Below are 24232 nucleotides of genomic sequence, written 5' to 3'. Positions count from 1 at the left end.
TTTATTGTGAAAGCACCCGTACGAGTTGCCGTCACTGGCGCGGCAGGCCAGATTAGCTATTCCCTGTTGTTCCGCATCGCCGCTGGCGAAATGCTGGGTAAAGATCAACCAGTTATCCTGCAGATGTTGGAAATTACGCCCGCCCTCGACGCCTTAAAAGGTGTGGCAATGGAGCTTGAAGATTGTGCTTTCCCTCTTTTGGCCGGCATGGTTTGCACCGACGATGCAAACGTTGCATTTAAAGATGCTGATTTTGCACTGCTAGTTGGTGCCCGTCCTCGTGGCCCGGGTATGGAGCGCAAAGACCTGCTCGAAGCAAATGCTGCTATTTTCTCTGTTCAGGGCAAGGCGATTAACGATCATGCTTCGCGTGATATTAAAGTACTGGTTGTCGGAAACCCCGCCAATACCAATGCGTTGATTGCTCAGCGCAATGCTCCGGACATCGATCCGCGCCAATTCACGGCAATGATGCGTTTGGATCACAACCGCGCTATGAGCCAGGTCAGTGAAAAGCTTGGCAAGAGCATTAACGACGTTAGCAATATGACGATCTGGGGCAACCACAGCTCAACCCAATATCCCGATCTGCACCACGCTAAAGTTGCAGGCGGTATCGCCGTTGAGCAAGTAGAGCAGGATTGGTACGAAAACACCTTTATTCCCGATGTTCAGCAACGCGGTGCTGCAATTATTAAGGCGCGCGGTGCATCTTCAGCCGCCTCTGCTGCAAATGCTGCGATCTTTCATATGCGCGATTGGGCGCTGGGTTCTGCAGGCAATGACTGGGTCAGCATGGGGGTCTACAGTGATGGTTCCTACGGTGTTGAGAAAGGCCTGATCTTTTCTTTCCCCTGTGTTTGCAAAGACGGCGACTGGGAAATTGTTCAGGGTTTAGAGATCAATGCATTCTCTCAGGAAAGAATTAATGCGACTGAAAAAGAGTTGCAAGAAGAGCGTGACGCGGTAAAAGAACTGCTGCCGTAAACCAGCTGTGTTATTTGTTCGTAAAAGCGCAGCAAGGTCTGCGCTTTTTTTGTGCTAAAAAAACTTCAAGCGAGTTTCTAGGGGAACATATGAGTCAAGCAAAACTTGGTAATAAGGCGCCGGCCTTTACTTTATTAAATCAAGACGGCCAAAAAATTCGCCTGTCTGATTACGCGGGCGAAAAAAACGTTGTCATTTATTTTTACCCAAAAGCTTTAACGCCAGGTTGTACTGTGCAAGCTTGTGGTTTGCGCGACTACAAATCGGAGTATGAAGCCTTAGATACGGTTGTTTTTGGCTTGAGCCCGGACCCCGTTGAGCGTTTGGTGAAATTCCGGGAAAAGCACGATTTAAATTTTGATTTACTGTCCGATGAAGATCATGCCATTGCGGAAAAGTATGGAGTCTGGGGCCTGAAAAAATTTATGGGTAAAGAGTTTATGGGCATTCTGCGCACAACCTTTATCGTTGATAAGCAGGGCAGAATTCAACATATCATTGATAAAGTTAAAACAAAAACACACCACGATGATGTGCTGGCGCTGATTAAAAACGAGCTGAGTTAGCCTTATTCCGGCGCATGCGCAAGGCTGTCTGGTTCACGCTCTGCGCATGCAATTTCAATATTGTCATTTATTGCCCCAAGGTGGCATGCACCGCTGCCAAATTTGCGTGCAAAAACTGCAGTAAAATTTATAATCCAAAGTGGTGAACATACCTGCGTTTGATAACTAGATTGCATAAGACATGCATTCGCTTTTGGATATAAAGTGACTGATTCAACTTGGATAGAAAATGAAGGGGCGGAGCCGCGGACTGCGTTAACGCCTTTTGATTCCGCTGCATTTGCGTCGTACTGTAAACAGACGCTAACAACCGAAAACTATCTGCAATGCCTATTGCGAATTTTGGCAAACCACGCTCAGTTTCGTTCATACAACGAGGCACTGACCTTGATGTTGGCCCTCGCAGCCAAGCAACTCGGTTATGGCTGCGGCGCCATTATGAGGAAAATATCGCCATCTGTCTATGAAGTTCACGCCAGTAGTGAACTCGATAGTTTTTTTGTTGGTCAGCATATCTCCTTGACGGATATGCATTTTTTGACCAAACACGACGAAACTCGTCTAGTAATGCATACAAAAACTACTAAAAGCGACAAAAATGCTTATAATCGGGGGACGACTCGCGCTTACTTAGGGATGAACCTGGACATGGGTGATCGGCAGCGCGGTCTGGTGTGCTTTGTCTCATCAGAAGCTGGTTCGCCTTCGGCTGATGAACAGAGCATGTTGATGCTTGGACTCACGGCGGAAGGAATAGCCAGTATGATGGACTTACAAAACACTCGCGCTCAGCGCAAAACCGAAGACATGGCCATTTTTGCTAATGGTTCCATGAAAACTCTGGAAGAGTATCAGCTAGCCGCTGAGCTGCCAGAAGGCCTTGGTATCTCCGGCAAGGTTGTTGATGTACTTAAACGTCGCATCGGTCAGAGCTCTTTGAGCATTGATCATATTGCTGAAGAGCTCAACCTCAGCAAGCGCACCTTGCAGCGTCGCCTGCAGCAACAAGGTATCAGTTTTGCCGAGTTGCGTGACAAAGTACGTTTTCACCACTCGATTGACTTCCTCGTACGTCAGCAAATCTCTATTGATCGCATTAGTTCGACTCTGGATTTCTCAGATCGCACAAGCTTTACCAATGCTTTCAAGCGCTGGACGGGTTTGTCTCCAAGTACTTTTCGCAAGGTATTTCGAGATTACGCATAACGCCTAAAGGTTTGATTTAGGCGCGCCGCACGAGGCGGAGTCGCAGGGCTCCGCATTGCCTCGATGGCTCATCTCTAGTACAGTTAGCCGCCTGATTTTTTATGTAATTCAAGAGGTTAGCTCATGAGCTTTTTTATTGCGGAAGCGGCTGCTCAAGCCCAAGGTAGCGCTCCTGCGCCACAGAATGCCGGATTTCTGAATATCCTGTTGTTGGTTGGTCTGTTTGTATTTATGTACTTTATGATCATCCGCCCTCAGCGCAAGCGTCAGAAAGAGCATCAGTCGCTTGTCGACAGCCTCGGCAAAGGCGACGAGGTGGTAATGAGTAGTGGTTTACTCGGTAAAATCACTGAAGTCGACGATGCCTACGTTACGGTAAAAGCTGCCGATAATGTTGAGCTGAAGTACCAAAAAGCGAGTGTTCACGCCGTGCTGCCTAAAGGCACCATCAAGGCCATTTAAGTTTTTTGTTCGAGGCTGGCTTAACCCAGCCTCTTTCTCCCTTTCTTTTCTCTCTTCCAATTTGTTCTTTTACCGTTATCGCCGCTGTTTTATGCTTTGTTTTTAGGCTGTTTAAGCTTGGCTAAGGATATTACGATGCTCGAACACATGCCCGATCGAATTGAGTTGGCGCATTTGCCCAGCCCGATGCGTGAACTAAAAAATGTAAATGCAGCTTTTCCCGGCAAACGCCTTTGGCTAAAACAGGATGAGCTAACGGGGCTCGCGTTAAGCGGTAACAAGGTGCGCAAGCTTGAATTTTTATTGGCGGACGCTTTGAGAAAATCTTGCCACACAGTGCTGACCTGTGGCGGTATTCAGAGCAACCACTGTCGTGCAACGGCCTTTGCCTGTGCTCAGTTGGGTTTAAAGTGCTCACTTATTTTGCGCGATGACAGAGATGCTGCGGGCCGTTCGAGTTTCGGAGAGGCAAATCATTTCCTGAGTATGCTAGCGGGTGCAAATATCGAGCTGCTGAGTTCACGCGATTATGTGAAGCAGCTAACTGAGCGCTTCGATAGCAAAATCAAACACGCAGCAGGTGGCTTATACGCCATTCCTACCGGCGGCAGTAATGGCATTGGTTTGTGGGGTTATGTGTTGGCTGCTAAAGAAATACTGGAGCAGTGTCAGCAGCTGGGTTTTAGCCCCGACTTGGTTGTCTGTGCTTCGGGTTCAGGTGGGACTCAGGCGGGCCTGAGCCTCGGTTTTCATAGTTTAAATCGCGCAACTAAAGTACTTGGTTTTGCTGTCTGTGATTCTGCGCATTATTTTGTTGAAAAAATAGAGGCCGATATACGCCACGCTGGCGAGTTGGCAGCTGTGGCTGAGACTGAAGTACAGCAGCTGTTAGCCGAGCTCGATATTGCCGTAAACGACGATTATATTGGCCCGGGTTACGCTAGAGCCTACCCCGAGCTGTACCAGCGCATAATTGAGCTTGCCCGCAATGAGGGGCTAGTGCTCGACCCGGTTTATACCGGCAAGGCAATGCACGGTTTGTTGAGCGAGCTTGAAGCCGGGCGTTTAAGCCGTTACGACAATATTGTATTTGTGCACACAGGCGGCGCTTTTGGTTTGTTTGCTCAAGCATCGGCATTAATAAATGCTGCGGGTACAGCTTAGGTTCGCAAGAAGGTAAAACGATGGAAAAATTGGTTGTTGCGATCTCGTCGCGTGCGCTTTTCAATTTAGACGACAGTCACAAAGTTTTTGAGGCGGAGGGTTTGGAGGCGTACAGTCGTTATCAGATTGAGCACGAAGAGCAGTTATTGGAGCCCGGAGATGCTTTTCATATGGTTAAAAAGCTGCTCGGTATTAACGACTTAATTGATGGGGCTCCCAGGGTTGAGGTCATTTTACTGTCGCGCAACAGTGCGGATACGGGGCTTAGGGTTTTTAATTCAATTAAACACTACGGCCTGGATATTTCTCGTGCGGCATTTACTGGTGGGCAAAGTCCCTACTGCTATATAGCGCCATTTAACTGCCATTTGTTCTTATCTACTCACGCCGACGATGTGCGCCATGCGCTTGATCACAATATCGCTGCGGCAACCCTGATGCCGTCCAACAAGGAAAATTTAGAGAGCTCTGAGCTGCGTTTTGCTTTTGATGGCGATGCCGTGCTGTTTTCTGATGAAGCGGAAAGAATTTATAAAAACCAAGGGCTTGAAGCGTTTACCGAGAGTGAAGTTGCGGCAGCTAAAACACCGTTGTCGGGCGGGCCGTTTAAGTCATTTTTATCGGCGCTTCACAACCTGCAGGCTGAATTTCAGCAGAGTTGTCCGATTCGCACGGCGTTGGTGACGGCTCGCTCAGCGCCGGCTCACGAGCGCGTGATTCGCACTTTAAGAGCTTGGGACATTCGCATCGATGAGAGTTTATTTTTGGGCGGCATGGACAAGGGGAGTTTTTTAAAAGCCTACGGTGCAGATGTTTTTTTTGACGATCAGCAAAGTCACTGCGCTTCGGCTCAGCGGCATGTTGCGACGGGGCACGTGCCTCACGGTATCGCCAATGCCAAGTGAGTGTGGTGATGGCGCTTAGCTGATAAAGACAAACTTCAGGCCGATGCCAAACAGAATAAAGGCTAAAAACCGCTGCAGCAGATGGTTTGGGATGCGTGCAGCAAGCTTGGCGCCGAGGTGCACCGCCGGCAGGGAGCCGATTAAAAGGCCCGCGAGCAGGGACCAGCTGATATTGTCGTTCCACAGGTGGCCCATGCCGGCCACCAGGGTCAAAGGCACTGCGTGAGCGATGTCAGTGCCGATAACATTGAGCGCTGGCAGGCGAGGGTAGAGCGTCAGTAGCAAGGCGGTGCAAAAGGCGCCGGCGCCAACCGAAGACAGGGTGACAAAAACACCAAGTAAAACCCCGGCGAGTACCGCAATCGGTCCACGATGCTTGTGTAGCCACTGATTGTGAGGGCTGGGCTCGGCGGCTTCGGCGCGGATGCGGCTCTTAAAAACAACCACAATCGACGTTAGTAGCAACATAATACCGAGCGCGAGCTCAAGCGCGGCACTGTAGTTTGCATCCGCTGAGATAAGATACCTAAGTGCCGCACTGGTGAGCAAGCTTGCCGGGATACTGCCCGATAACAATAAAAAAACGACCTTCCATTTAATGCTCTTTTGGCGCTGATGACTTAAAAGAGCACCACCTTTAGTAGCCGCTGCATAGAGCAGGTCAGTGCCGATGGCGACCTTGGTTGGAATGCCCGAAAAAATCAGCAGTGGCGTCATTAATGAGCCGCCGCCGACACCGGTAAGGCCAACGGCGAGGCCTACGCCGGCGCCGCAAATAACAAAGTAGAGTAAATCAGGCATGTACTTTCTAAAAAAATGTAAAGTTATGTCTAAACTTGGTGAAAGCGGCTGGCAAATATACAGATTAGTAACTATTCTACAAAAGAATATTTGCTTATATTTTTATAACTATCTAAGCAAGTACTGGTCTTGGAGACCAGGTCGGGCCAGTTAGGAGTAGTCTGAGGCCGGCGTTACAGCGAATTCACTGCAGCCGAATGGAGGATATATGAAACTGCAGCAGTTGCGTTATATCTGGGAAGTAGCTCACCACGACCTCAATGTCTCAGCCACAGCCCAGAGTCTCTACACTTCGCAACCAGGTATCAGCAAGCAAATACGTTTGCTGGAAGATGAGCTCGGCGTAGAGATTTTTTCTCGCAGCGGCAAGCACCTGACTCGTATAACCCCGGCCGGCGAGGCAATCTTACGCACCGCCGGAGAGATCCTCCGCAAGGTAGAAAGTATCAAGCAAGTTGCTCAAGAGTTCTCTAATGAGCGCAAAGGCAGCTTGAGCATCGCTACAACCCACACCCAGGCGCGCTATGCTCTGCCGAATGTGATTGAAGAGTTTATAGATAAGTACCCCGACGTCAGTTTGCATATGCACCAGGGCACACCGATGCAAATCAGTGAGATGGCTGCCGACGGCTCGGTCGACTTTGCTATTGCCACTGAAGCTCTGGATCTATTTAGCGATCTAATTATGTTGCCGTGCTACCGTTGGAACCGCTGCATACTTGTGCCGCGCAGCCACCCGCTGGCCCAGCTCAGCACGCTGACGCTCGAAGATGTCGCCAAGCACCCCATAGTTACCTATGTCTTTGGCTTTACTGGGCGCTCAAAATTGGACGAAGCATTTATGCAGCGCGGTTTGGCGCCCAGGGTTGTATTTACCGCCGCCGATGCGGATGTTATTAAAACCTATGTGCGCCTGGGCCTAGGTATCGGTATTGTCGCCAAAATGGCCTACGACCCAGAGATTGATTCTGATCTGGTGGCGCTTGATGCCAGCCACCTCTTTGGTGCCAGCACAACCAAGCTCGGCTTCCGCCGAGGAACCTTTTTGCGCGGCTTTATGTATGAGTTTATCGAAGCTTTGGCGCCGCACCTAACAAAAGAAGTGGTCAGTGATGCGTTTAACTGCCACAGCAAAGTTGAGTTGGATGAACTGTTTAGCAATATTCAATTGCCGGAATATTAAGGCCTGAACAAACAAGCCAGTACCACAAAAAAGCCCGGAAATATCCGGGCTTTTTTGTGGTTATTATTCAGCGCTGTTAGAGCGTCTTAGAGAAAGTCGAGGTCGTTGTTATCCATGATCTCTTTGAGCTCGTCGGCTTCTTCCGTCTCTTGCTCAAGCACCTCTTTGACAAATTTCATATAGACCGTGTAAACACTCTGCTCGCCGTTTTGCTCGACCACAAAAAAAGGCGCGCGATCGACATCAAGCGTTTTGGCTAACACCATTCCCTCGCTGCTTGGGTCGCGCTCGTCGGCGATCAGTACTTCGTTAATACGCTGCATCTGGCCACTGCTTTCTAGCTTGTCGATCACATCGGCACATTTTCGACAGGGGCTGCCGTCGGCAAGGATTTTCTTAACCAGCGTAATTTTCATAGTTAGCCTCTCGTTGATGAGTGTCTTAACTAGATATGGGGCTATTTTTCGATATTGCCAGAGTGTAGCCCGCATTCTTTTTTGGTGCTTTCTTCCCACCACCAGCGGCCACTGCGTTCGTGCTCGCCGGGAAGGGTGGCGCGGGTGCACGGTTCGCAGCCGATGCTAACAAAACCGCGCTCATGCAGGGCGTTATACGGTACCTCGAGGGCGCGAATATAGTCCCACACTTCGCTGCTGCTCCAGTTTGCCAGGGGGTTGTATTTGATCAAGCTTTCGCCGGGGCGGGCAAAGGCCTTGTCGGACTGAATAACTGGGATGTCGGCGCGAGTACCGGGGCTTTGATCTTTGCGCTGGCCTGTTACCCAGGCGTCTAAGCTTAAAAGCTTACGGCGCAAAGGCCCAACTTTGCGGATGCCGCAGCACTCTTGGTGCATGTCTTCGTAAAAGCTGAACAAGCCTTTTTCGCGCACTAGTTTTTCGACCTGCTCGGCATCTGGAAAGAGTATCTGCAGGTTGATGTCATAGGTTTTGCGTACCTTTTCAATAAACTGATAGGTTTCCGCGTGCAGGCGGCCAGTGTCCAAACAGAACACCTGAACACCCGGTTTGATTTGTGCGGCCATGTGTACAAGTACGACATCTTCTGCGCCACTGAAAGAAACGGCGATATTGTCGTGCTCGTTTAAGGCGTACTTGAGAATATCCTGAGGGCTGCTGTTGCTCAGTTGAGCATTGATGTCGGTGACGTTCAAGCTATTCATAGTTTGTCTCTTTGGGTTTTGAGGTGCCATCTTAGCGGCATAATTCGGCGCGAAGCATAGCAGAACGGCAACTTTAAGAAAATTCATGCCATTGCGCGAGGCTGCTGAAACAGGTAGATTGGCGGCCAATTTTTACGCGAACTGAAGACGAGGAATAAACACGTGGAAATCGCATGCCTAGACTTGGAAGGGGTACTGATCCCAGAAATCTGGATCGAATTTGCTCAAAAAACCGGCATTGAGGCGTTAAAGGCAACAACGCGTGATATTGCCGATTACGATGAACTGATGACCATGCGTTTAAATGAGCTCGATAAACACGGCTTGGGCATCAACGAAATTCAAGAGGTTATCGCGACACTTAAGCCTCTCGACGGCGCCAAAGAGTTTGTTGACTGGTTGCGAGAGCGCTTTCAGGTGGTGATTTTGTCAGATACGTTTTACCAGTTTGCCGACCCACTGATGAAGCAACTCGGTTACCCAACTCTGTTGTGTCACAACCTTGAGATGGATGACAGCGGCAAGATCGTTAACTACCACCTGCGCCAGGCCAACCCGAAGCGCCAGGCTATCTGTGCATTTAAATCGTTGTATTATCGCACCATTGCCGCCGGCGACAGCTATAACGATACTACCATGCTGGCCGAAGCCGACGCCGGTATTCTGTTCCACGCACCACAGAATGTTATCGACGAGTTCCCGCAGTTTCCAGCCGTGCACAGCTACGAAGATTTAAAGCTCGAATTTCTTAAAGCAAGCATAGAAGTAGAGGCTTAAATCTTAATCAGTTGTTTTTTGCCGGGCCCCGCTCAAGGGCCTGCATCAATGCGCGGACCTTAGTTAAGGATTCCGCGTATTCCTCTTCCGCTCCGGAATCGGCAACGATGCCACCTCCACCCCAGCACTGAATGATTTTATCTTTTATAAGCAGACTGCGTATGGCGATGCTGCTGTCGAGTTTATTGTTTGCGCTGTAGCTCACCACAGAGCCGCAGTAGATATTGCGGGTGTGCGGTTCAAGCTCATCAATGATTTGCATGGCCCGTTTTTTGGGGGCGCCGGTGATCGAACCACCGGGGAAGCAGCTGTAAAAAAAGTCCAGAGCGTTGATGTCGCCGGGCAGCTTTCCGCGCACGGTGCTGACTAAGTGGTGAACATTGGCGTAACTTTCGAGTGCAAATAGCTCGGGTACGTGCACGCTACCGGGTGTGCAAAGCTGGCCAAAATCGTTGCGCAGTAAGTCGACAATCATTAAGTTTTCTGCACGATTTTTTTCACTGGCTAAAAGTGCTCGGGCCAGATTTTGGTCTTCATCATAGTTTTGCCCGCGCCGGCAGGTACCTTTTATCGGTTTACTTTGTGCGAAGCGGTCGTTAACGTGAATAAATTGTTCGGGAGATAAACTTAAGATTTGTTGCTCGCCGAGCTCAAGATAAGCAGAGTAGGGGCCGCCGAGCTGCTTGCGCAAATGTTGGTACGCAGCAGCGCCCGAGCCGCTAAACGGCGCATTAAATTGCTGGCTGTAATTAATCTGGTAGCAGTCGCCGGCTTGAATATAATTTTGAATGCGATCAAACGCGCGCAGGTAATCGCTTTTGCATTGCTGGGCGATAAATTTACCGCAGCGAAAAAAACCTTTGCTGTCATTCGGTGTGTCGCGTTGCAATAAGCTTAATACGGATTGAATGCGTGGGTTGCTGAGCTTGGGCAGGCTTACAAAAAAGCACTGCTTTTTTTGGTGGTCAACAACAACAGCCCAGTCATAAATTGCCCAGGCCGAGTCCTGTTTGTTTTTTGGTCTTACTGCTAAGTTAAAGTGCTGGTGCCTGTGTTCATAATTACAAAAACCAATTGCACCGCCGCAAAATGGCAGCTGCTGCAGTGTTTCTAGCGCATCTGAATACTCGTGCTTAAGCGCTTCAACGGCTTTTTTTATTTGTTCTATCTTAGCTTTTACAAATACCTGAAGTGGCTCAGCACTGAATATGGACCAGCGCCCAGGGCGCGATTGCTGGCCATCTAACCACACTCTGTTTGCTAACGGAGCAAGCTGCTCAAAGTGGTGTTCGGAGTCGGGATGATAGTCGAGTTCGACAACGGGCATAGTTGAACAATGGTTGTAGGCTAAACAGCCGGCATTCTAGGGTATCTATGTCGAATAAGGTAGCGCCGGGCGCTGACTTTACCACGATTAAGCTGGTACTATTGTTTTGAGTTATTGAAGTAGTAAGAATTGGGGGAAGTATGGCGTTTCATGCCCTTGAGCAACTAAGCCGCCTGCACGATGGTTATATGAAGGCCTTTCAAGTTGAGCGCTTAAAACTGTTGTTAATCCACGAGGCAGGAAAAACATACCTGATCGAAAACCGTTGCCCCCATATGGATGTGCCCTTGACGATGGGCCAGTTGCTGCCCGAGGGCAAGATTCGCTGCATGGCGCACGGCATAGAGTTTGATTTGGGCTCTGGTAAGGCCGGCGGCCCCCTCGCCGATACGCTCGACTGTTTGCAGCACTTTAAGCTGGCTTACGAAGGCTCTAGTGTTGGTGTTGAGTTGTAAGAAACAGAACCTTGGTTTAGTTCTGCGTTTATTTTCGCTGAGTTTATGCCTGTCTTTAGTTTGGTTTTCATAAATATAGCTGAGCCATATTTGGGTCAATACTGCTTTGATGATCCCAGGCGTGCTGGAATTTCTCGAGTAGGTCTTTGCACTCTGCCTTGCTTTGGTAACAGGCAAAACCGGCCAGGCTTGCTTCATCGTTAAAGAAAAGCAGCTTTTCTCTGTCAAAAATACAAAAACTCTGCAGGGGCTCGTCCTGTTTGTCGTTGAGTACCTGAATACTGATTTTGCTGTTTAAACGACGGCACAGGCGGATAAGTTGCCCGGCGCGCTCGTGCAGATTTTTTTTATCTTTAACCAAAATTTTAATTTCGCTGTGTCGGTCGCGGCGAGCTAATGCGCTGATGGCATCAACAAGCTTTGTGTCTGAAAAAATATCGCTTCTTAGCGTGTCGCTTATAATGTGTAAGCTGAGCCTGCTTTGTTCTGCCATTGTTTGAAAGTGACGGATATATTGCCTGGGGTAATTCAGCCTCTGAACCAAGGCGCCAGAGATAAGCGCGATGGATAAGCTACACTGGCAGTCAAATTCCATTAGTTGGTGTTCGATGCCGGCCTCTTCGAAGCGCTGGCCTACGCTGCGAAACGCCCACTTTTTGTACAGTGAAATCGCCGAGCTTTGGGCGTGCATATATATGCGCTTGGCACCTTGGTTTAAGGCGTAACACACGGCGTGTTGCAGTAGCGCGCTGGCCAAACCCTGTTTGCGCTTTTCTTCCAGGACCGCAAGGCGGGTTATTTTGAATTCGTGTGGTGCGCTCTGTAGTACACGTACACAAGCGCAGGCAAATTCGTTTTCGCTGGCGAGAAAGTGTGTGCTGCTTTCTTCAAATTCATCCCACTCTTGTTCTTCGGGTACGCCTTGTTCGATAACAAACACGGTTTTACGTATTGCGCGAAGGGTGTCTTTATCTTCGGGCCAGTTTGCCTGTCGAATAATAATGTTACTCACTGCTGCTCCGTTAATTGCGGTCGCTATTTATTAAAGCGAGTCGGCGAAGATAAGTTTGTTTAGGCTTGCCAGTACCGCCAGTTGCTTGAGCTCATCTTGGTTTAAGCTGCGGCCATCAATACGCTCGTAGGCGCATATTAATTGGGCTAATTTTTCGCTTAATTCAAAACAGTGCCCATCAATATAGCAATCACAGTGCTCGGAATGTTTAATGTAGCAGGCGCGGCTAAAAGGGCTGAGCTGAAATTCATTGTCGCCCAGGTCGCTGGAATACAAACAGTCGAGTGGCAGCATTAGCTCTTCAAGTGCGGGCTTGGGGAAAGTGGCGTAAGCGCCGAGCCACTGGGCTATTTTCTCCGGTTGATTGACAAGCTCGGCCAGGCGCTTTTGCATGTTGTCTATTGCGGCTTGTGGAATCAAGCCGCTGTGGTGGCCTTGTTTAATCTCATCGCCGTCGCGGTAGCGCTGTTCTTCGTTCAGATCTGCAGATAGTTGCTGGCTTAAATCGAGTAATAATTCACTGTCGCTCGGTGAGCGAAAGCCGATGCTGTAAGTAATGCTCTCGCCGACCGCTTCACCCCAGTGGGCGATTTGCGCGGGGATGTAGAGCAAGTCGCCGGCTTCGACGACCCAGTCATTGACGGTGTCGAATTCCTGCAGGATTTGGCTGCTTTGCCCCTCAATCAATTTGGACTTGCCATCGCAGTGCTGGCCGGTGCGCCAGCGGCGCTTGCCCTCAGCTTGCAGCAAAAACACATCGTAATAATCGAAGTGCGGGCCCACACCGCCGCCGTCGGTGGCGTAGCTGATCATGATGTCGTCGAGGCGCCAGTTGGGCAGGAAGCGAAAGCGCTGCAGCAGCGCGTTGACCTGGGGATCCAGGCTGTCGGCATGTTGTACCAGCAAGGTCCAGTTGGTTTCCGGCAGGTCGTTAAAGCTGTCTTCCTGCATGGGGCCGTGTCGCAGCTCCCACTGGCCGTCGCGATCGATCATCAGGCGGCTTTGGCTTTCGGCGTCCAGCGACAGGCCGCCGAGCTCGTCAGGGCTCAGCGGGGATGCAAAATTTGGCAGAGCCTGTTTGATCAAGAGGGGTTTCTTTTGCCAGTAGTCACGCAAAAATTCTTCGGTGCTGATGTCACCAAAAAGGGATGTTTCTAAGTCAGTCATGTGTTGTTCGTTTTATTCCGGGGCTTTGGCGATGACGGCGATGTAACGGGCCAGTGAGCGATAGGGTTCTTTTTCGCACAGCTCGCGCTCAAATTCAAACAGGGTGTCGGCGCCGAGGCGTTGTTGGACTTTTTTGTCTTGCAGGTCGGTAAAGCAGCGAATGCCAAAATGGTGTTGGCGCTGAAGCTTTAAGTCATCCAGTGCCTGCCAGATGCTCTCTGCTTCGAGCGGGTTAATCGGGGTCAGGCCTGTGCCATTCCCGCTTAAATCACCGAAGGCTGCGTTCAGGTTACCGCGTACAAGGTTGCGCAGTTTGATCGAGTCAAGGTTGTAGAACATCAGAATCAGCTGGCCACCGGGTTTTAAGTGCTGGCTGAGCTTGTTCAGGCCGGCGATGGGCTCTTCCAGCCATTCCAGCACGGCCTGACAAAATACGATGTCGTATTGTTTTTCCAGGTAACGCTGGAAGGCACCGAGTTTGAATTCGATATGTTTGCTGTGCTGTTTAAGCGTTTCTTTGGCGCTTTCGAGCATGCGTTCACTTAAATCAAAGTAATCGACTGTGGCGCCACGTTCCAAAAACCACTGGCTCATTTGGCCGAGGCCGCCGCCGATGTCGGCAACGCTCATGCCTGGTAAGATTTCGAGGTGTTTGTCGAGCTGCTCTTTGATCAGGCGTTCGCGTACCTGGCCTTTAATGCCACCGTAGATGTTTTTCTGAAAGCGATCGAAGAGGGGGTCGAAGTTTATATCTTGTTTCGTCATTTGTTAGAGGTTGCAGGGTTCCGGGCGGAGCAAAATGTGCTGGTTTCCGTGGAGCAGGTGGGGCCTTTCAGGACACGCTTTGAATACATCCCTGTACGCTAAGCGTCGGCATCCCTGCCTCCGATTGTCCTGAAAGGCCCCACCTGCTCCCTCGAGTATGTCGAGTCATTAACCATTGTTGATATTGCACAATGTCCCCAGGGATGGGTTCACGACGAGTCTTGAAAGTCTTATCCGAACCGCTCATGGCACATACGCGCACAGTATGAAAATAAAAAGCCGGGCTAAACCCGGCTTTCAAGAGAATTACTTCTTAATGTAATTCACAATGTCTTTGGCTTGCTGGGCGGCGTTGCCGATGTAGCTTGCCGGGGTCAGTGCCAGAAGCTCGGCTTTGGCTTCTTCCGGAATATCCAGAGTTTCAGTGAATTCCTGAATCACCTCTTTGCTCATATCCTTGCCGCGCGTCAGCGCTTTTAGCTTTTCATACGGCTCTTCAATTGCGTAGCGGCGCATAACAGTCTGGATGGGTTCGGCTAAAACTTCCCAGCTTGCATCCAGGTCGGCGGCGATTGCGGCTTCGTTGATTTCCAGTTTACCCATGCCTTTCAGGGTCGCTTCATACGCAATCAGGCTGTAACCAAAACCTACACCCATGTTGCGCAGAACGGTGGAGTCGGTCAGGTCGCGCTGCCAGCGGCTGATGGGCAGCTTTTGCGCGAGGTGGCCAAATACGGCGTTGGCCAGGCCCAGGTTGCCTTCGGAGTTTTCGAAGTCAATCGGGTTAACCTTGTGTGGCATGGTCGAAGAGCCAACTTCGCCGGCTACGGTTTTTTGCTTGAAGTAAGCGTTGGAGATGTAAGCCCAAATGTCGCGGTCGAAATCGATCAGGATGGTGTTAAAACGCGCGGTCGCGTCAAACAGCTCAGCCATGTAATCGTGGGGTTCGATCTGCGTGGTGTAGGGGTTGTAGCTCAGGCCGAGGCTGCTGATGAAGCTTTCGGCGTTTTCCTGCCAGTCAATCTGCGGGTAGGCGCTCAGGTGGGCGTTGTAGTTACCAACGGCGCCGTTGATTTTACCGAGCAGCTTGATGTCGCGAACAACTTCGTACTGGCCTTGCAGGCGCGCAGCAACGTTGGCCATCTCTTTACCAACGGTGGTAGGGGAGGCGGTTTGGCCGTGGGTGCGGCTCAGCATCGGTACTTCGGCGTAGTCTTGGGCCATCTTAGCGATGCCGTCGATGATTTCGCGCATCTTCGGCAGAATGACATTGTCGCGGCCGTCTTTAAGCATCAGGCCGTGGCTTAAGTTGTTGATGTCTTCGGAAGTACAGGCGAAGTGTACAAATTCATTGACGGCTTCGAGCTCTGTGTTACCGGCAAACTTTTGTTTGATGAAGTATTCAACGGCTTTTACATCGTGGTTGGTGGTGCGCTCGATGTCTTTAATGGCCTGGGCGTCGTCTTCATTGAAGTTGGCAACCAGCTCGTTCAAAAAAGCGTTGGTGGCGTCGCTGAAGGCGGGTACTTCAGTGATCTCTGCATGGGCAGCCAGTTTTTGCAGCCAGCGGATTTCAACTTCGCAGCGGCGTTTGATCAGGCCGTACTCGGAGAACACTTCACGCAGGTCGATGGTTTTGCTGCCGTAACGGCCGTCGATGGGGGAAATCGCAGAGATAGCACTCAGGTTCATAATGCTCGCTTTAATCGCTGTTTGAAAAGGCCGGCATTCTAGCTGAAAACTGAGCGTTTCGCAGCCAGTTTGACGGCTTTGTTGAGAGCGGCTGTCGCGAGCTTCTTTGAGTGTATTGACCTTAAGCTGCGCCGCTTAGCTGTTGTTTTTTTGCTTCATCGATCAGCTCGCGACTCGCGGCCACTAATTGTTTGCGATAAAAAAACAGCTGCAGGCGACTGCCGCCTAATTGTCGCCACAGCATTGCTGAGCGAATCGCGGCAAACAGCAGTGCGCGCACCTGGGCGGCAACGCGGTCTTGCTGCAGATAATTGTAATTGCCGGTGACTTGAATGCGGTATTGGAAGGTTGAGATTGTGTCGCTATAGATGTCGGCGATATTGCTGACTAAGTTGTCGTGTGTCGGGCCAAACATCTCGGCCTGGCGTTCGGCGTTTTCCAGGCGTTCTGAAATAACATTCAGTAACTTAGTTTTGCGCGCTAAGCGCTTTTGTATATGCATAACACCGAGCGCATAACGAAAGACATCGGTAGAAGGCGCTTGTTTGTATTGGCTTAGTTGCTGCTCAAGAAGTTCGAGCCCGTTGAGTACGCCGCTGACACCGCCGTAGACATCTTCGACCTTAGCTGGCGTGCGAATAAATAAGCTTTTAACCGCGGTTTCAAATAGCGCGGTGTCTAAATAACCGTTTTTAGCGATGTGCTCGACTTGCGCGGACGCTTGCATAATGCCGGCTAAGGCTAAGCATAGGTCGCGATAACTGGCGTTAGACAAGATGTGCTCCTTGTGGGCTATTTACTCGCATCATGAACGTGTTTTGCTGTCAGCTGTTGTAGGCCTGTTCAATAACCGCACCGCCGAGGCAGTGTTCGCCGTCGTAGAGTACCAAACTTTGGCCAGGAGTCACTGCGCGCTGGGGTTGGTCAAAGTGCACTTCTAAGCTGCCGTCGTCGGCAATGTCGACAAGGCAGTCTTGGTCGGCTTGCCGGTAGCGGGTTTTGGCTTGGCAGCGCAGGCTCTGGTGATGCTTGGCACCATCGATCCAGTGCATCGGTGATGATTTCAGCGTGCTTTTATACAAAAGAGGGTGCTGGCCACCTTGCACAACAACTAGCTCGTTGCTATCGAGTTTTTTTTCTGCAACGTACCACGGCTCTTCCGGTGCGCCTTTGACGCCGCCTATGCCGAGCCCCTGGCGCTGGCCGATGGTGTGATACATCAGCCCTTGGTGCCGGCCAATAACTTTGCCGCTATCTGTAACGATGTCGCCGGGCTGGGCTGGTAAATAGGTTTGCAAAAAGTCTTTAAAGCGCCGTTCGCCAATAAAACAAATGCCGGTGCTGTCTTTTTTGTTGTGAGTGACAAGCTCGTGTTGTTCGGCGAGTTTGCGAACCTCAGGCTTTTCCATAGAGCCGATAGGGAACAGGCTTTTATCAAACGCTGTACCGGGCACAGCGTGTAAAAAGTAACTTTGGTCTTTGTTGTTATCGAGGCCTTTTAACAGCCGCGCTGGCGCCGTGCTGTGGTCAACCCGGCAGTAGTGTCCGGTGGCGATATAGTCGGCGCCAAGTTTCTCTGCGTAGTCGAGAAAGACCTTAAATTTTATTTCCCTGTTGCAAAGAATATCGGGGTTGGGGGTGCGCCCGGCTCTGTATTCGGCGAGGAAGTGCTCAAATACATTGTCCCAGTAATTTTTGGCGAAGTTGACCGTGTGCAGGTGGATATCCAGCTTTTGGCAAACTGCGGCGGCGTCCATCAGGTCGGTCATTGCGGTGCAGTATTCGGTGCCGTCGTCTTCATCCCAGTTTTTCATAAACAGGCCTTCGACGTCATAGCCTTGCTGTTTAAGCAGCAGGGCTGATACCGAGGAGTCAACACCGCCGCTCATGCCGACGATGACTTTGCACTGGTTCTTGGGTTTATCTGGGCAATGCTTATCTTTCACTGAATTCTCTTAACTGCGAGGCCGGGTAGCGGGGCGCCGATAGTGCGCGCCCGCCTATTGTATAGATGGAGGCGGGCCTTACAAGTTCAAGCCCGGGGCTTGACGATGTGCTCGCGGGCTTTATTTGCAATAGGTCGTTGGCGAGAAGGTTTGACGCTGCTATTGCGCCAGAGCGCTGTCGATGGCCTGGCGAAACTTGTCGCTGTCGGGTTTGGTCATCGAACCAAAGTGTTGCACGCTTAGGCCGTCAGCGCTGACTAAGTACTTGTTAAAGTTCCAGCTCGGCGCCTGGCTGAGCTTGCTCAGCTCAACAAAGGTTGGGTTGGCGTTTGCCCCTTTGACATCGGTGGCCGCGAGCATGGTGAAGGTAACGCCGTAGTTGCCGTAACAAATACCAAACGACTCGAGTTCGTCGGCGCTTTCCTGGTTAAAGCTGTCAGATGCAAAACCAACGATGACCAAGCCCCGGTCTTTATAATCCTGATTCAGTTGTTCAAGCCCGCCGAATTGCTTGGTAAAACCGCAGTGGCTGGCTGTGTTCACAATCAGCATGGCCTTGCCCTGATAGAGCTCACACAGGTCGATCTGTTGTTTGCTGTGCAGCTTGCGGTAGCTGTGTTGCAGCAGCTCGGGGCAGCTTTTGGGGCCTGTTTCATGAGTGTCTGGCGTGTTTTGAGCAAGGGCTGCGCTTATTTGAACGCAGTTAAGCACCGCAATGGCGCGAGAAAATGATTTAAAGACAGCGTGTATTTTCATAGACAATTCCCAATAATTTGACTTTGTTCTACTACGCGTGTGATCTCGGGGAGGATCAGTCGCAATGCGAACAAGGCATCAGTATACTTGGCGCTTAGTTTGGCGTAAGCCAGTCTGCGATTAATCAAACTAGGAGTGAATGTAAGTGGCGATCGAGCGTACTTTATCTATCGTAAAACCCGATGCAGTTTCTAAAGATATTATCGGCAAGATCTACAGCCGTTTGGAAACAGCTGGTTTGCGAATTGTAGCTGCGAAGATGATACACATGGACAACACCAAGGCCGGTGGTTTTTACGCCGAACACGAAGGTAAGCCGTTTTATGAGGCGCTGGTTGAGTTTATGACCTCCGGGCCGGTTATGGTGCAGGTTCTCGAGGGCGAGAACGCCATCAAACACTACCGCGAAGTGATGGGTGCGACCGATCCGGCTGAAGCGGCCGACGATACCATCCGCAAAGTCTATGCCGAGTCAAAAAGCCGCAATGCTGTGCACGGCTCGGATTCACCGGCATCCGCTGAGCGCGAAATTGCCTACTTCTTTAACGCAGATGAGATCTGCCCTCGCTAAGCTTTAGCGCTCGACTTCATTCGGGCTTCAAATTAGGGCCTTAAGGCCCTAATATGCGCAGCTGTAAAAGTAGTACAGGTACGCATGTGAACACCGAAACCGGCGCTGAGGCGCAACCACTTATCAACCTGCTCGGACTGAGCCAGGCCAAACTCGAAGCGTTTTTTGCCGAACTCGGCGAAAAGAAGTTTCGTGCCATCCAGGTGATGAAGTGGATACATCAGCTCGGCGTGTGCGACTTTGACGAGATGAGTAATCTCAGCAAAGGTCTGCGCGAAAAACTCAAGCAGCGCGCGGTGATCGAAGCACCTGAAGTTATTCAGCGCTGGGACAGCGCCGATGGCACCCGCAAGTTCCTTTTTCGTGTCGGCGGTGGCAACGCCATCGAAACGGTCTATATCCCCGATGGTGACCGCGGCACCTTGTGTGTCAGTTCCCAGGTTGGCTGCTCACTCGACTGCAGCTTCTGTGCAACAGGCAAGCAGGGCTTTAATCGCGATCTTTCCGCCCACGAAATTATTGGCCAGGTATGGCAGGCGGCAAAAAGTTTTGGTCAGCTCGACAGCGTTAATGTCGCCGATCGCAAAGTCACTAATGTGGTGATGATGGGCATGGGCGAGCCGCTGCTGAACTTCGACAACGTTGTCGATGCCATGAACCTGATGATGCACGACAACGCCTACGGACTCAGCAAACGCAGGGTTACGCTGAGCACTTCCGGTGTGGTACCGGCGCTCGATAAGCTCGCCGATGTCACCGATGTCAGCTTGGCAATTTCTCTGCACGCTTCTAACGATGCGATACGCAACGAACTGGTGCCGATCAATCGCAAATATCCGATTGCAGTGCTGCTCGACTCAGCGCAGCGCTATATCGAGCGCATGCCCGATAACCGTCGCAAAATCACCATTGAATACACCCTGATTGATCAGCTCAATGACCGGCCCGAGCACGCGCACGAACTGGTGCAGCTACTTAAAGACGTGCCGGTCAAGATTAACTTGATTCCGTTCAACCCCTTTTCTCTGTCGAACTACAAACGTGTCAGCAACAATAGCTTGCGCCGTTTCCAGACCATTTTGATCGACGCCGGTTTCACCACGACAGTGCGTACAACAAGGGGTGATGATATTGATGCGGCCTGCGGTCAGTTGGCGGGGCAGGTAAATGACCGAACCCGCCGAGCCGAGCGCTACAAGCTTGATGCGGCTGCAATGATGGCGTCAAACAGCGATGTGATACCGGTAAAACTGGTCCAAGATTAATAAAACAATAATAAGGAACATAAATGAACTATCTGCACCGATGTACGGTATTGCTGTTCGCTATCTTGCTTGCCGGCTGTGTATCGACCATTGATAACGGCCCCAAGCTCGACAAGCAAAAAGCGGTAGAGGCGAATGTCAAACTGGGCATGAACTACCTGCAGAAAAATGAGCGCGATCGGGCGCTTAGGGCTTTTTCTACCGCTCAGGACATGGATGCAAAATCGGCCGAAGCGATGGCCGGTATTGCCATGGTTCACCAGCTCAACGGCGAGACCGAGCTTGCCGACCAGAAATTCCGGCGGGCGATGAAGCTCAGAGCCGATTTTAGTATGTCGAGCATCGAACTTAGTTATTCGCGCTTTTTATTTGAAAACGGGCGCTGCGCCGACGCGCGTCCGTATCTTGAAAAAGCCAGCGCCGATATCACCTACCCGAGCCGGGGCAATGCACTTTATTTACTCGGGCTTTGCTCACTTGCTCTCGGCGATAGCAAGCGCGCACGCGGTGCCTTTGAACACGCCTTAAATATCAGCAAGAGCAATGCGCCGGCGGCGCTTGAACTGGCCGAAATGCAATTTGATGATGGCGAGTATTCAGAGGCCAAGCGCAATCTTGACTTATACAGTGCTTATGCTCAGGCGAGCGCACGAAGTCTGTGGCTGGGCATTCGCATCGAACGTATTTTTGGCAACAAAGACAAAGAGGCCAGCTACGCCCTGGCGCTTAAGAACTTACACCCGTATTCGCAGGAATACCTCGATTACAAAAACTCGTTGAAATAGGAACGCTTGCTGTGGAGTCGTCGCAAGATACTGAGATCCAGCACCACACTAGTTCGGGGCCCGGTCCCGGAGCCAAGTTAAAAGCACTGCGCGAGGCGCAGGGGCTGAGCCTCGACGAGGCGTGGCGCCAGAGCCGCATTCCCGAAAAAAAGCTGCCGTTGTTAGAGGCGGACGACTACGAGGCCATAGGCAACCCGGTATTTGTATCCGGTTACTTGCGCAGTTATGCCAAGCTGCTCGGCGCCGATGGTGCGGCTTTGGTCAATGAATTTCACGCCTTGCAACGCGCGGCTCAAAGTGACAATGAATCACTTGACGATGCTGTTGAGGCCGGCGGTGGCATGAATGTGCCGATGGTGATCGGTGCCGCCGCGGTGCTGTTTTTGGTGGTGTTGGTGTTTGTCTTGAGTTCGGGGGGTGAAGCTAAACACAAGCAGAAAAATCTGGCGCCGATTGAGGCCGATATTGCCGAGGCCGATATTGTAGAGGCTTTGGTGCTCGATCAGAGTAACCCGGTGCTGGCGCAAGACAGCCAGCTTGAGCCGGGCGCCGAGCTTGAGCAAACATCGGGGCCAGAGCGTGCCGAGCCAACTCAAAATGGCGATGCTTCTGAGCCTCGCTATCAGGGTGGCGGCGTTGGTGATGACGTCGGTGATGATGTTGGTGACAGGGCCGACAATCGTGCTGATAACAGTAGCAGTGACAGCGCCGAGTTATCGGCAGAGCAGCAGGCTGCGCCGCAGTTAGCGCCTCGGGGGCAAGTGTCTCAAGCCAGTAACACCGGCCCGGCTGCGCAGTCGGCGCCCGCAGAGCAAGGGGATAGCGCCAACGGCGCTTTGGCAGCAGAGCTTGCCGAGCAGGGCGCAGCGATGCAGCGACAGCTTGAGCTCAGTTTTACAGATGACTGCTGGGTAGAGGTAAAAGATGGCAGTGGGAAGTTGTTATTTGCAGATATTCAGCGCAGCGGCGATAATCTGCGCCTTTTTGGCCAGGCGCCACTGAACTTGATGCTCGGCAATGCGAGGGCAGTCTCACTGGTCGTTGACGGTGAGTCAGTTGATGTACCCGTGCGCAGCGGCCGGGATACGGCCCGTTTTACTCTGCCCTAAGTTTGAAAGCCAGGGTCTGAGCGGGGCGCGAGCTTGCGAGCGCAACCGGCAAGCGTGAACACCGGGCGCCAATGAACAGCGGGCGTCAATGAACAGCGGGCGCCAATATAGTTGCGCCGCTATTTAATGAATGGAGCCAGCCTGCGGTTGGCTAACTAGGTAAATCTTTGAAAAAAATACAGGCCATTACTGGCATGAAGGACCTGCTGCCCGGCGACAGCCCGGTGTGGCAGTATCTCGAGTCGAGCATTCGCAGTGTTTTATTGAGCTACGGCTATCGCGAAATGCGCTTTCCGCTTTTGGAGCAGACCGAACTGTTTAAGCGCGGCATCGGCGAGGCGACGGACATCGTCGAAAAAGAGATGTACACCTTTGAAGACAGAAACGGTGACATGTTGACCCTCAGGCCCGAGGGCACCGCCAGCTGTGTGCGCGCGTGTGAGCAGCATCAAATGCTGTTTGATCGCGGCACTTTGACTCAGAAGTTGTGGTACAGCGGGCCGATGTTCCGCCACGAAAAACCGCAAAAGGGGCGCTTGCGCCAGTTTCATCAATTTGGGGTTGAGGCCTTTGGTTTTGCCGGCCCCGATATCGATGCTGAGCTTCTGCAAATGACGGCCAGCCTGTGGCGCAAATTGGGGCTGCTTGAGCACGTTACGCTGCAAATAAATAGCCTCGGCAACGCCGATGCGCGCAAGGCGCATCGCCAGGCATTGATCAGCTATTTTGAGGCGCACAAAGACAAGCTCGACGAGGATAGCCAGCGCCGCCTGCACACTAATCCTCTGCGTATTTTTGACTCCAAGGTCGATAGCACGCGTGCGCTGTTTGCGCAGGCGCCGATGCTCAGCGACTTTCTCGATGACGACAGTCGCGAGCACTTTGCTGCACTTTTGAAACTTCTCGACCAACTCGGCGTCAATTACGAGGTCAATCCGCTGTTGGTGCGCGGGCTCGACTACTACAGCAAAACCGTTTTTGAGTGGGTGACCGACAAGCTCGGTGCCCAGGGTACGATATGTGGTGGCGGCCGCTACGACGGTTTAGTGGAGCAGTTAGGCGGCAAACAAACACCGGCCATTGGTTTTGGCATGGGCGTTGAGCGCCTGGTGCTAATGCTCACCGAGCTGGACTTGGTGCCGGCGCAGCTCGCCCAGCAGCTCGATGTCTATATTGTTGCCGTTGGCGATGTCAAAGCCGAAGCGATGAGTCTGGCCGACAAGCTGCGCGATCAGCACTCGGGTTTGCGTGTACAAGTACATTGTGGGGGTGGCAACTTTCGCGCCCAGATGAAAAAAGCCGACAAAAGCGGCGCCTCGGTAGCCTTGGTGCTCGGTGAGGACGAAGTCGCTCGCAATGAGGTCGGCATTAAATATCTGCGCGAAGAGCGCGAACAACAAACCGTGAGCACTGATGCGCTCGCGGCGGTTTTTAATCAGGAGTAATAACGTGGCTGATCATCTGACAGAAGAAGAACAAATTGAAGCGATCAAACGCTGGTGGGATAACAATTGGTTGAGTGTGGTGGTTCCGATCGTCGCCGCCGCACTGCTTTATACCGGTTGGAACTTTTACGGTGATCACAAAAAGGCGCAAGCTGAAAAAGCCTCGGATGAATACCAGGCTTTAATTGAGTTAATTCAGCCGGTTGGCGAAGCCGCTTTCAGTGATGAATTAAAAGCCGAGGCCGGAGCGCTGGCGGCAGACATTCAGAAGCAATACGCCGGCTCTATGTACGCCGATTTGGCGGCGATGGTGAGCGCGCGCATTGCTGTGCAAGACAACAATTACGCTGCCGCCAGTGAGGCTTTGCAAGCCGTTGTCGACAACGGCTCCAATGAGGCGGTGATCGCGGTAGCGAAGGCGCGTTTGGCGCGAGTAGAAATTGCCGCAGGTGATTACGACGCTGCGCTGGCACTGGTGGCGCCTAGCCAATCTGAATCGGTTCAAGCGCTGTACGCTGAAATACGTGGCGATGCCTATGTTGCCAAGGCCGAGCCGCAAAACGCACGCACGGCCTATCAGCAAGCGCTCGGAGCGCTGACGCCTCAGCAGTTTGCCCAGCGCGGCATTATTCAGTTTAAGCTCGACGGTCTGGCACCAGCTGAGTCCCTTGAGCCTGCTCTTCCCAGCGAAAGCGAAGGTTAATTA

26 protein-coding genes are annotated in these 24232 nt (G+C 51.6%); 15 read left to right on the top strand and 11 right to left on the bottom strand.

Translation table 11 applies throughout. The features are described from left to right. Positions 1-6 precede the first annotated feature (6 nt). The 6 genes from CFK45_RS00620 to CFK45_RS00595 all read left to right on the top strand — a co-directional run bounded on the left by CFK45_RS00620 (position 7) and on the right by CFK45_RS00595 (position 5290). A complete protein-coding gene (locus tag CFK45_RS00620) occupies positions 7-987 on the top strand; it encodes a malate dehydrogenase (protein WP_096084466.1) in 981 nt (326 codons plus the stop codon). Positions 988-1076: 89 nt separating this feature from the next. Continuing rightward, the gene (gene bcp, locus CFK45_RS00615; protein WP_096084876.1) at positions 1077-1553 is read left to right on the top strand and encodes a thioredoxin-dependent thiol peroxidase; all 477 of its coding nucleotides are present in this window, start codon (positions 1077-1079) and stop codon (positions 1551-1553) included. A 204-nt stretch (positions 1554-1757) separates the two neighbouring features. Beyond that, positions 1758-2759 carry a helix-turn-helix domain-containing protein gene (locus tag CFK45_RS18655; protein WP_239923491.1) on the top strand — a complete coding sequence of 334 codons (1002 nt, stop codon included), beginning with the start codon at positions 1758-1760 and terminating at the stop codon, positions 2757-2759. Positions 2760-2882: 123 nt separating this feature from the next. Further along, positions 2883-3221: a preprotein translocase subunit YajC gene (yajC, locus tag CFK45_RS00605; RefSeq protein WP_096084465.1), complete on the top strand. Its 339-nt coding sequence runs from the start codon at positions 2883-2885 to the stop codon at positions 3219-3221. Between the two features lie 135 nt (positions 3222-3356). Then, on the top strand, positions 3357-4385 hold the full coding sequence (locus CFK45_RS00600) for a D-cysteine desulfhydrase family protein (protein ID WP_096084464.1): 1029 nt from the start codon (positions 3357-3359) through the stop codon (positions 4383-4385). A 20-nt stretch (positions 4386-4405) separates the two neighbouring features. Then, positions 4406-5290 (top strand): 5'-nucleotidase, encoded by an 885-nt coding sequence (locus CFK45_RS00595; RefSeq protein ID WP_096084463.1) that lies wholly within the window; start codon positions 4406-4408, stop codon positions 5288-5290. A gap of 15 nt (positions 5291-5305) precedes the next feature. Here CFK45_RS00595 and CFK45_RS00590 read toward each other — a convergent pair whose 3' ends face one another. Then, on the bottom strand, positions 5306-6091 hold the full coding sequence (locus CFK45_RS00590) for a sulfite exporter TauE/SafE family protein (RefSeq protein ID WP_096084462.1): 786 nt from the start codon (positions 6089-6091) through the stop codon (positions 5306-5308). 208 nt (positions 6092-6299) lie between these two features. Here CFK45_RS00590 and cysB point away from each other — a divergent pair, with 208 nt between their 5' ends. Continuing rightward, positions 6300-7274 (top strand): HTH-type transcriptional regulator CysB, encoded by a 975-nt coding sequence (gene cysB / locus CFK45_RS00585; RefSeq protein WP_096084461.1) that lies wholly within the window; start codon positions 6300-6302, stop codon positions 7272-7274. An 86-nt stretch (positions 7275-7360) separates the two neighbouring features. Here cysB and CFK45_RS00580 read toward each other — a convergent pair whose 3' ends face one another. Then, positions 7361-7690 carry a hypothetical protein gene (locus CFK45_RS00580; protein ID WP_096084460.1) on the bottom strand — a complete coding sequence of 110 codons (330 nt, stop codon included), beginning with the start codon at positions 7688-7690 and terminating at the stop codon, positions 7361-7363. 41 nt (positions 7691-7731) lie between these two features. Further along, positions 7732-8454 (bottom strand): phosphoadenylyl-sulfate reductase, encoded by a 723-nt coding sequence (locus CFK45_RS00575; RefSeq protein WP_096084459.1) that lies wholly within the window; start codon positions 8452-8454, stop codon positions 7732-7734. A gap of 162 nt (positions 8455-8616) precedes the next feature. Here CFK45_RS00575 and thrH point away from each other — a divergent pair, with 162 nt between their 5' ends. Then, positions 8617-9231 (top strand): bifunctional phosphoserine phosphatase/homoserine phosphotransferase ThrH, encoded by a 615-nt coding sequence (gene thrH / locus CFK45_RS00570; RefSeq protein ID WP_096084458.1) that lies wholly within the window; start codon positions 8617-8619, stop codon positions 9229-9231. Positions 9232-9238: 7 nt separating this feature from the next. Here the strand turns inward: thrH and pabB are convergent, their stop codons facing one another. Then, entirely contained in the window at positions 9239-10558 is a 1320-nt protein-coding gene (pabB, locus tag CFK45_RS00565; protein WP_096084457.1) for an aminodeoxychorismate synthase component I, read from the bottom strand. A gap of 140 nt (positions 10559-10698) precedes the next feature. On the opposite strand from pabB, the gene CFK45_RS00560 reads away from it, so the two are divergent. Further along, entirely contained in the window at positions 10699-11013 is a 315-nt protein-coding gene (locus tag CFK45_RS00560) for a Rieske (2Fe-2S) protein (protein WP_096084456.1), read from the top strand. A 67-nt stretch (positions 11014-11080) separates the two neighbouring features. Here the strand turns inward: CFK45_RS00560 and CFK45_RS00555 are convergent, their stop codons facing one another. The 7 genes from CFK45_RS00555 to CFK45_RS00525 form a co-directional block, all read right to left on the bottom strand. Continuing rightward, on the bottom strand, positions 11081-12025 hold the full coding sequence (locus tag CFK45_RS00555) for a GNAT family N-acetyltransferase (protein WP_158224563.1): 945 nt from the start codon (positions 12023-12025) through the stop codon (positions 11081-11083). A gap of 30 nt (positions 12026-12055) precedes the next feature. Next, complete coding sequence (locus CFK45_RS00550) at positions 12056-13192, bottom strand: cupin domain-containing protein (RefSeq protein ID WP_096084454.1); 1137 nt, start codon at positions 13190-13192, stop codon at positions 12056-12058. A gap of 12 nt (positions 13193-13204) precedes the next feature. Beyond that, entirely contained in the window at positions 13205-13957 is a 753-nt protein-coding gene (locus CFK45_RS00545; protein ID WP_096084453.1) for a methyltransferase, read from the bottom strand. Positions 13958-14263: 306 nt separating this feature from the next. Beyond that, positions 14264-15649: an adenylosuccinate lyase gene (gene purB / locus CFK45_RS00540; protein WP_096084452.1), complete on the bottom strand. Its 1386-nt coding sequence runs from the start codon at positions 15647-15649 to the stop codon at positions 14264-14266. Positions 15650-15770: 121 nt separating this feature from the next. Continuing rightward, entirely contained in the window at positions 15771-16424 is a 654-nt protein-coding gene (gene hflD / locus CFK45_RS00535; protein ID WP_239923489.1) for a high frequency lysogenization protein HflD, read from the bottom strand. Positions 16425-16473: 49 nt separating this feature from the next. Further along, positions 16474-17595, bottom strand: a complete 1122-nt coding sequence (mnmA, locus tag CFK45_RS00530; protein WP_275655659.1) for a tRNA 2-thiouridine(34) synthase MnmA — start codon at positions 17593-17595, stop codon at positions 16474-16476. Positions 17596-17754: 159 nt separating this feature from the next. Next, positions 17755-18351, bottom strand: coding sequence for a glutathione peroxidase (locus tag CFK45_RS00525; RefSeq protein ID WP_096084451.1), 597 nt, complete (start codon positions 18349-18351; stop codon positions 17755-17757). Between the two features lie 145 nt (positions 18352-18496). On the opposite strand from CFK45_RS00525, the gene ndk reads away from it, so the two are divergent. The 6 genes from ndk to CFK45_RS00495 all read left to right on the top strand — a co-directional run bounded on the left by ndk (position 18497) and on the right by CFK45_RS00495 (position 24229). Further along, entirely contained in the window at positions 18497-18922 is a 426-nt protein-coding gene (gene ndk, locus CFK45_RS00520) for a nucleoside-diphosphate kinase (RefSeq protein WP_096084450.1), read from the top strand. Between the two features lie 86 nt (positions 18923-19008). Beyond that, positions 19009-20187, top strand: a complete 1179-nt coding sequence (gene rlmN / locus CFK45_RS00515) for a dual-specificity RNA methyltransferase RlmN (protein WP_239923488.1) — start codon at positions 19009-19011, stop codon at positions 20185-20187. A gap of 23 nt (positions 20188-20210) precedes the next feature. After that, positions 20211-20972: a type IV pilus biogenesis/stability protein PilW gene (pilW, locus tag CFK45_RS00510; protein WP_096084448.1), complete on the top strand. Its 762-nt coding sequence runs from the start codon at positions 20211-20213 to the stop codon at positions 20970-20972. Between the two features lie 11 nt (positions 20973-20983). Further along, positions 20984-22081, top strand: a complete 1098-nt coding sequence (locus CFK45_RS00505; RefSeq protein ID WP_096084447.1) for a RodZ domain-containing protein — start codon at positions 20984-20986, stop codon at positions 22079-22081. Between the two features lie 167 nt (positions 22082-22248). Continuing rightward, positions 22249-23526, top strand: coding sequence for a histidine--tRNA ligase (gene hisS / locus CFK45_RS00500; RefSeq protein WP_096084446.1), 1278 nt, complete (start codon positions 22249-22251; stop codon positions 23524-23526). Between the two features lie 4 nt (positions 23527-23530). Continuing rightward, positions 23531-24229 (top strand): YfgM family protein, encoded by a 699-nt coding sequence (locus tag CFK45_RS00495; RefSeq protein ID WP_096084445.1) that lies wholly within the window; start codon positions 23531-23533, stop codon positions 24227-24229. The last annotated feature ends 3 nt before the right edge of the window (positions 24230-24232 follow it).

It is taken from the genome of Agaribacterium haliotis, from assembly GCF_002312815.1.
Lineage (GTDB): Bacteria > Pseudomonadota > Gammaproteobacteria > Pseudomonadales > Cellvibrionaceae > Agaribacterium > Agaribacterium haliotis.
Note: the sequence above shows the minus strand (reverse complement) of the source record. Positions and strands in the feature narration are given on the sequence as shown.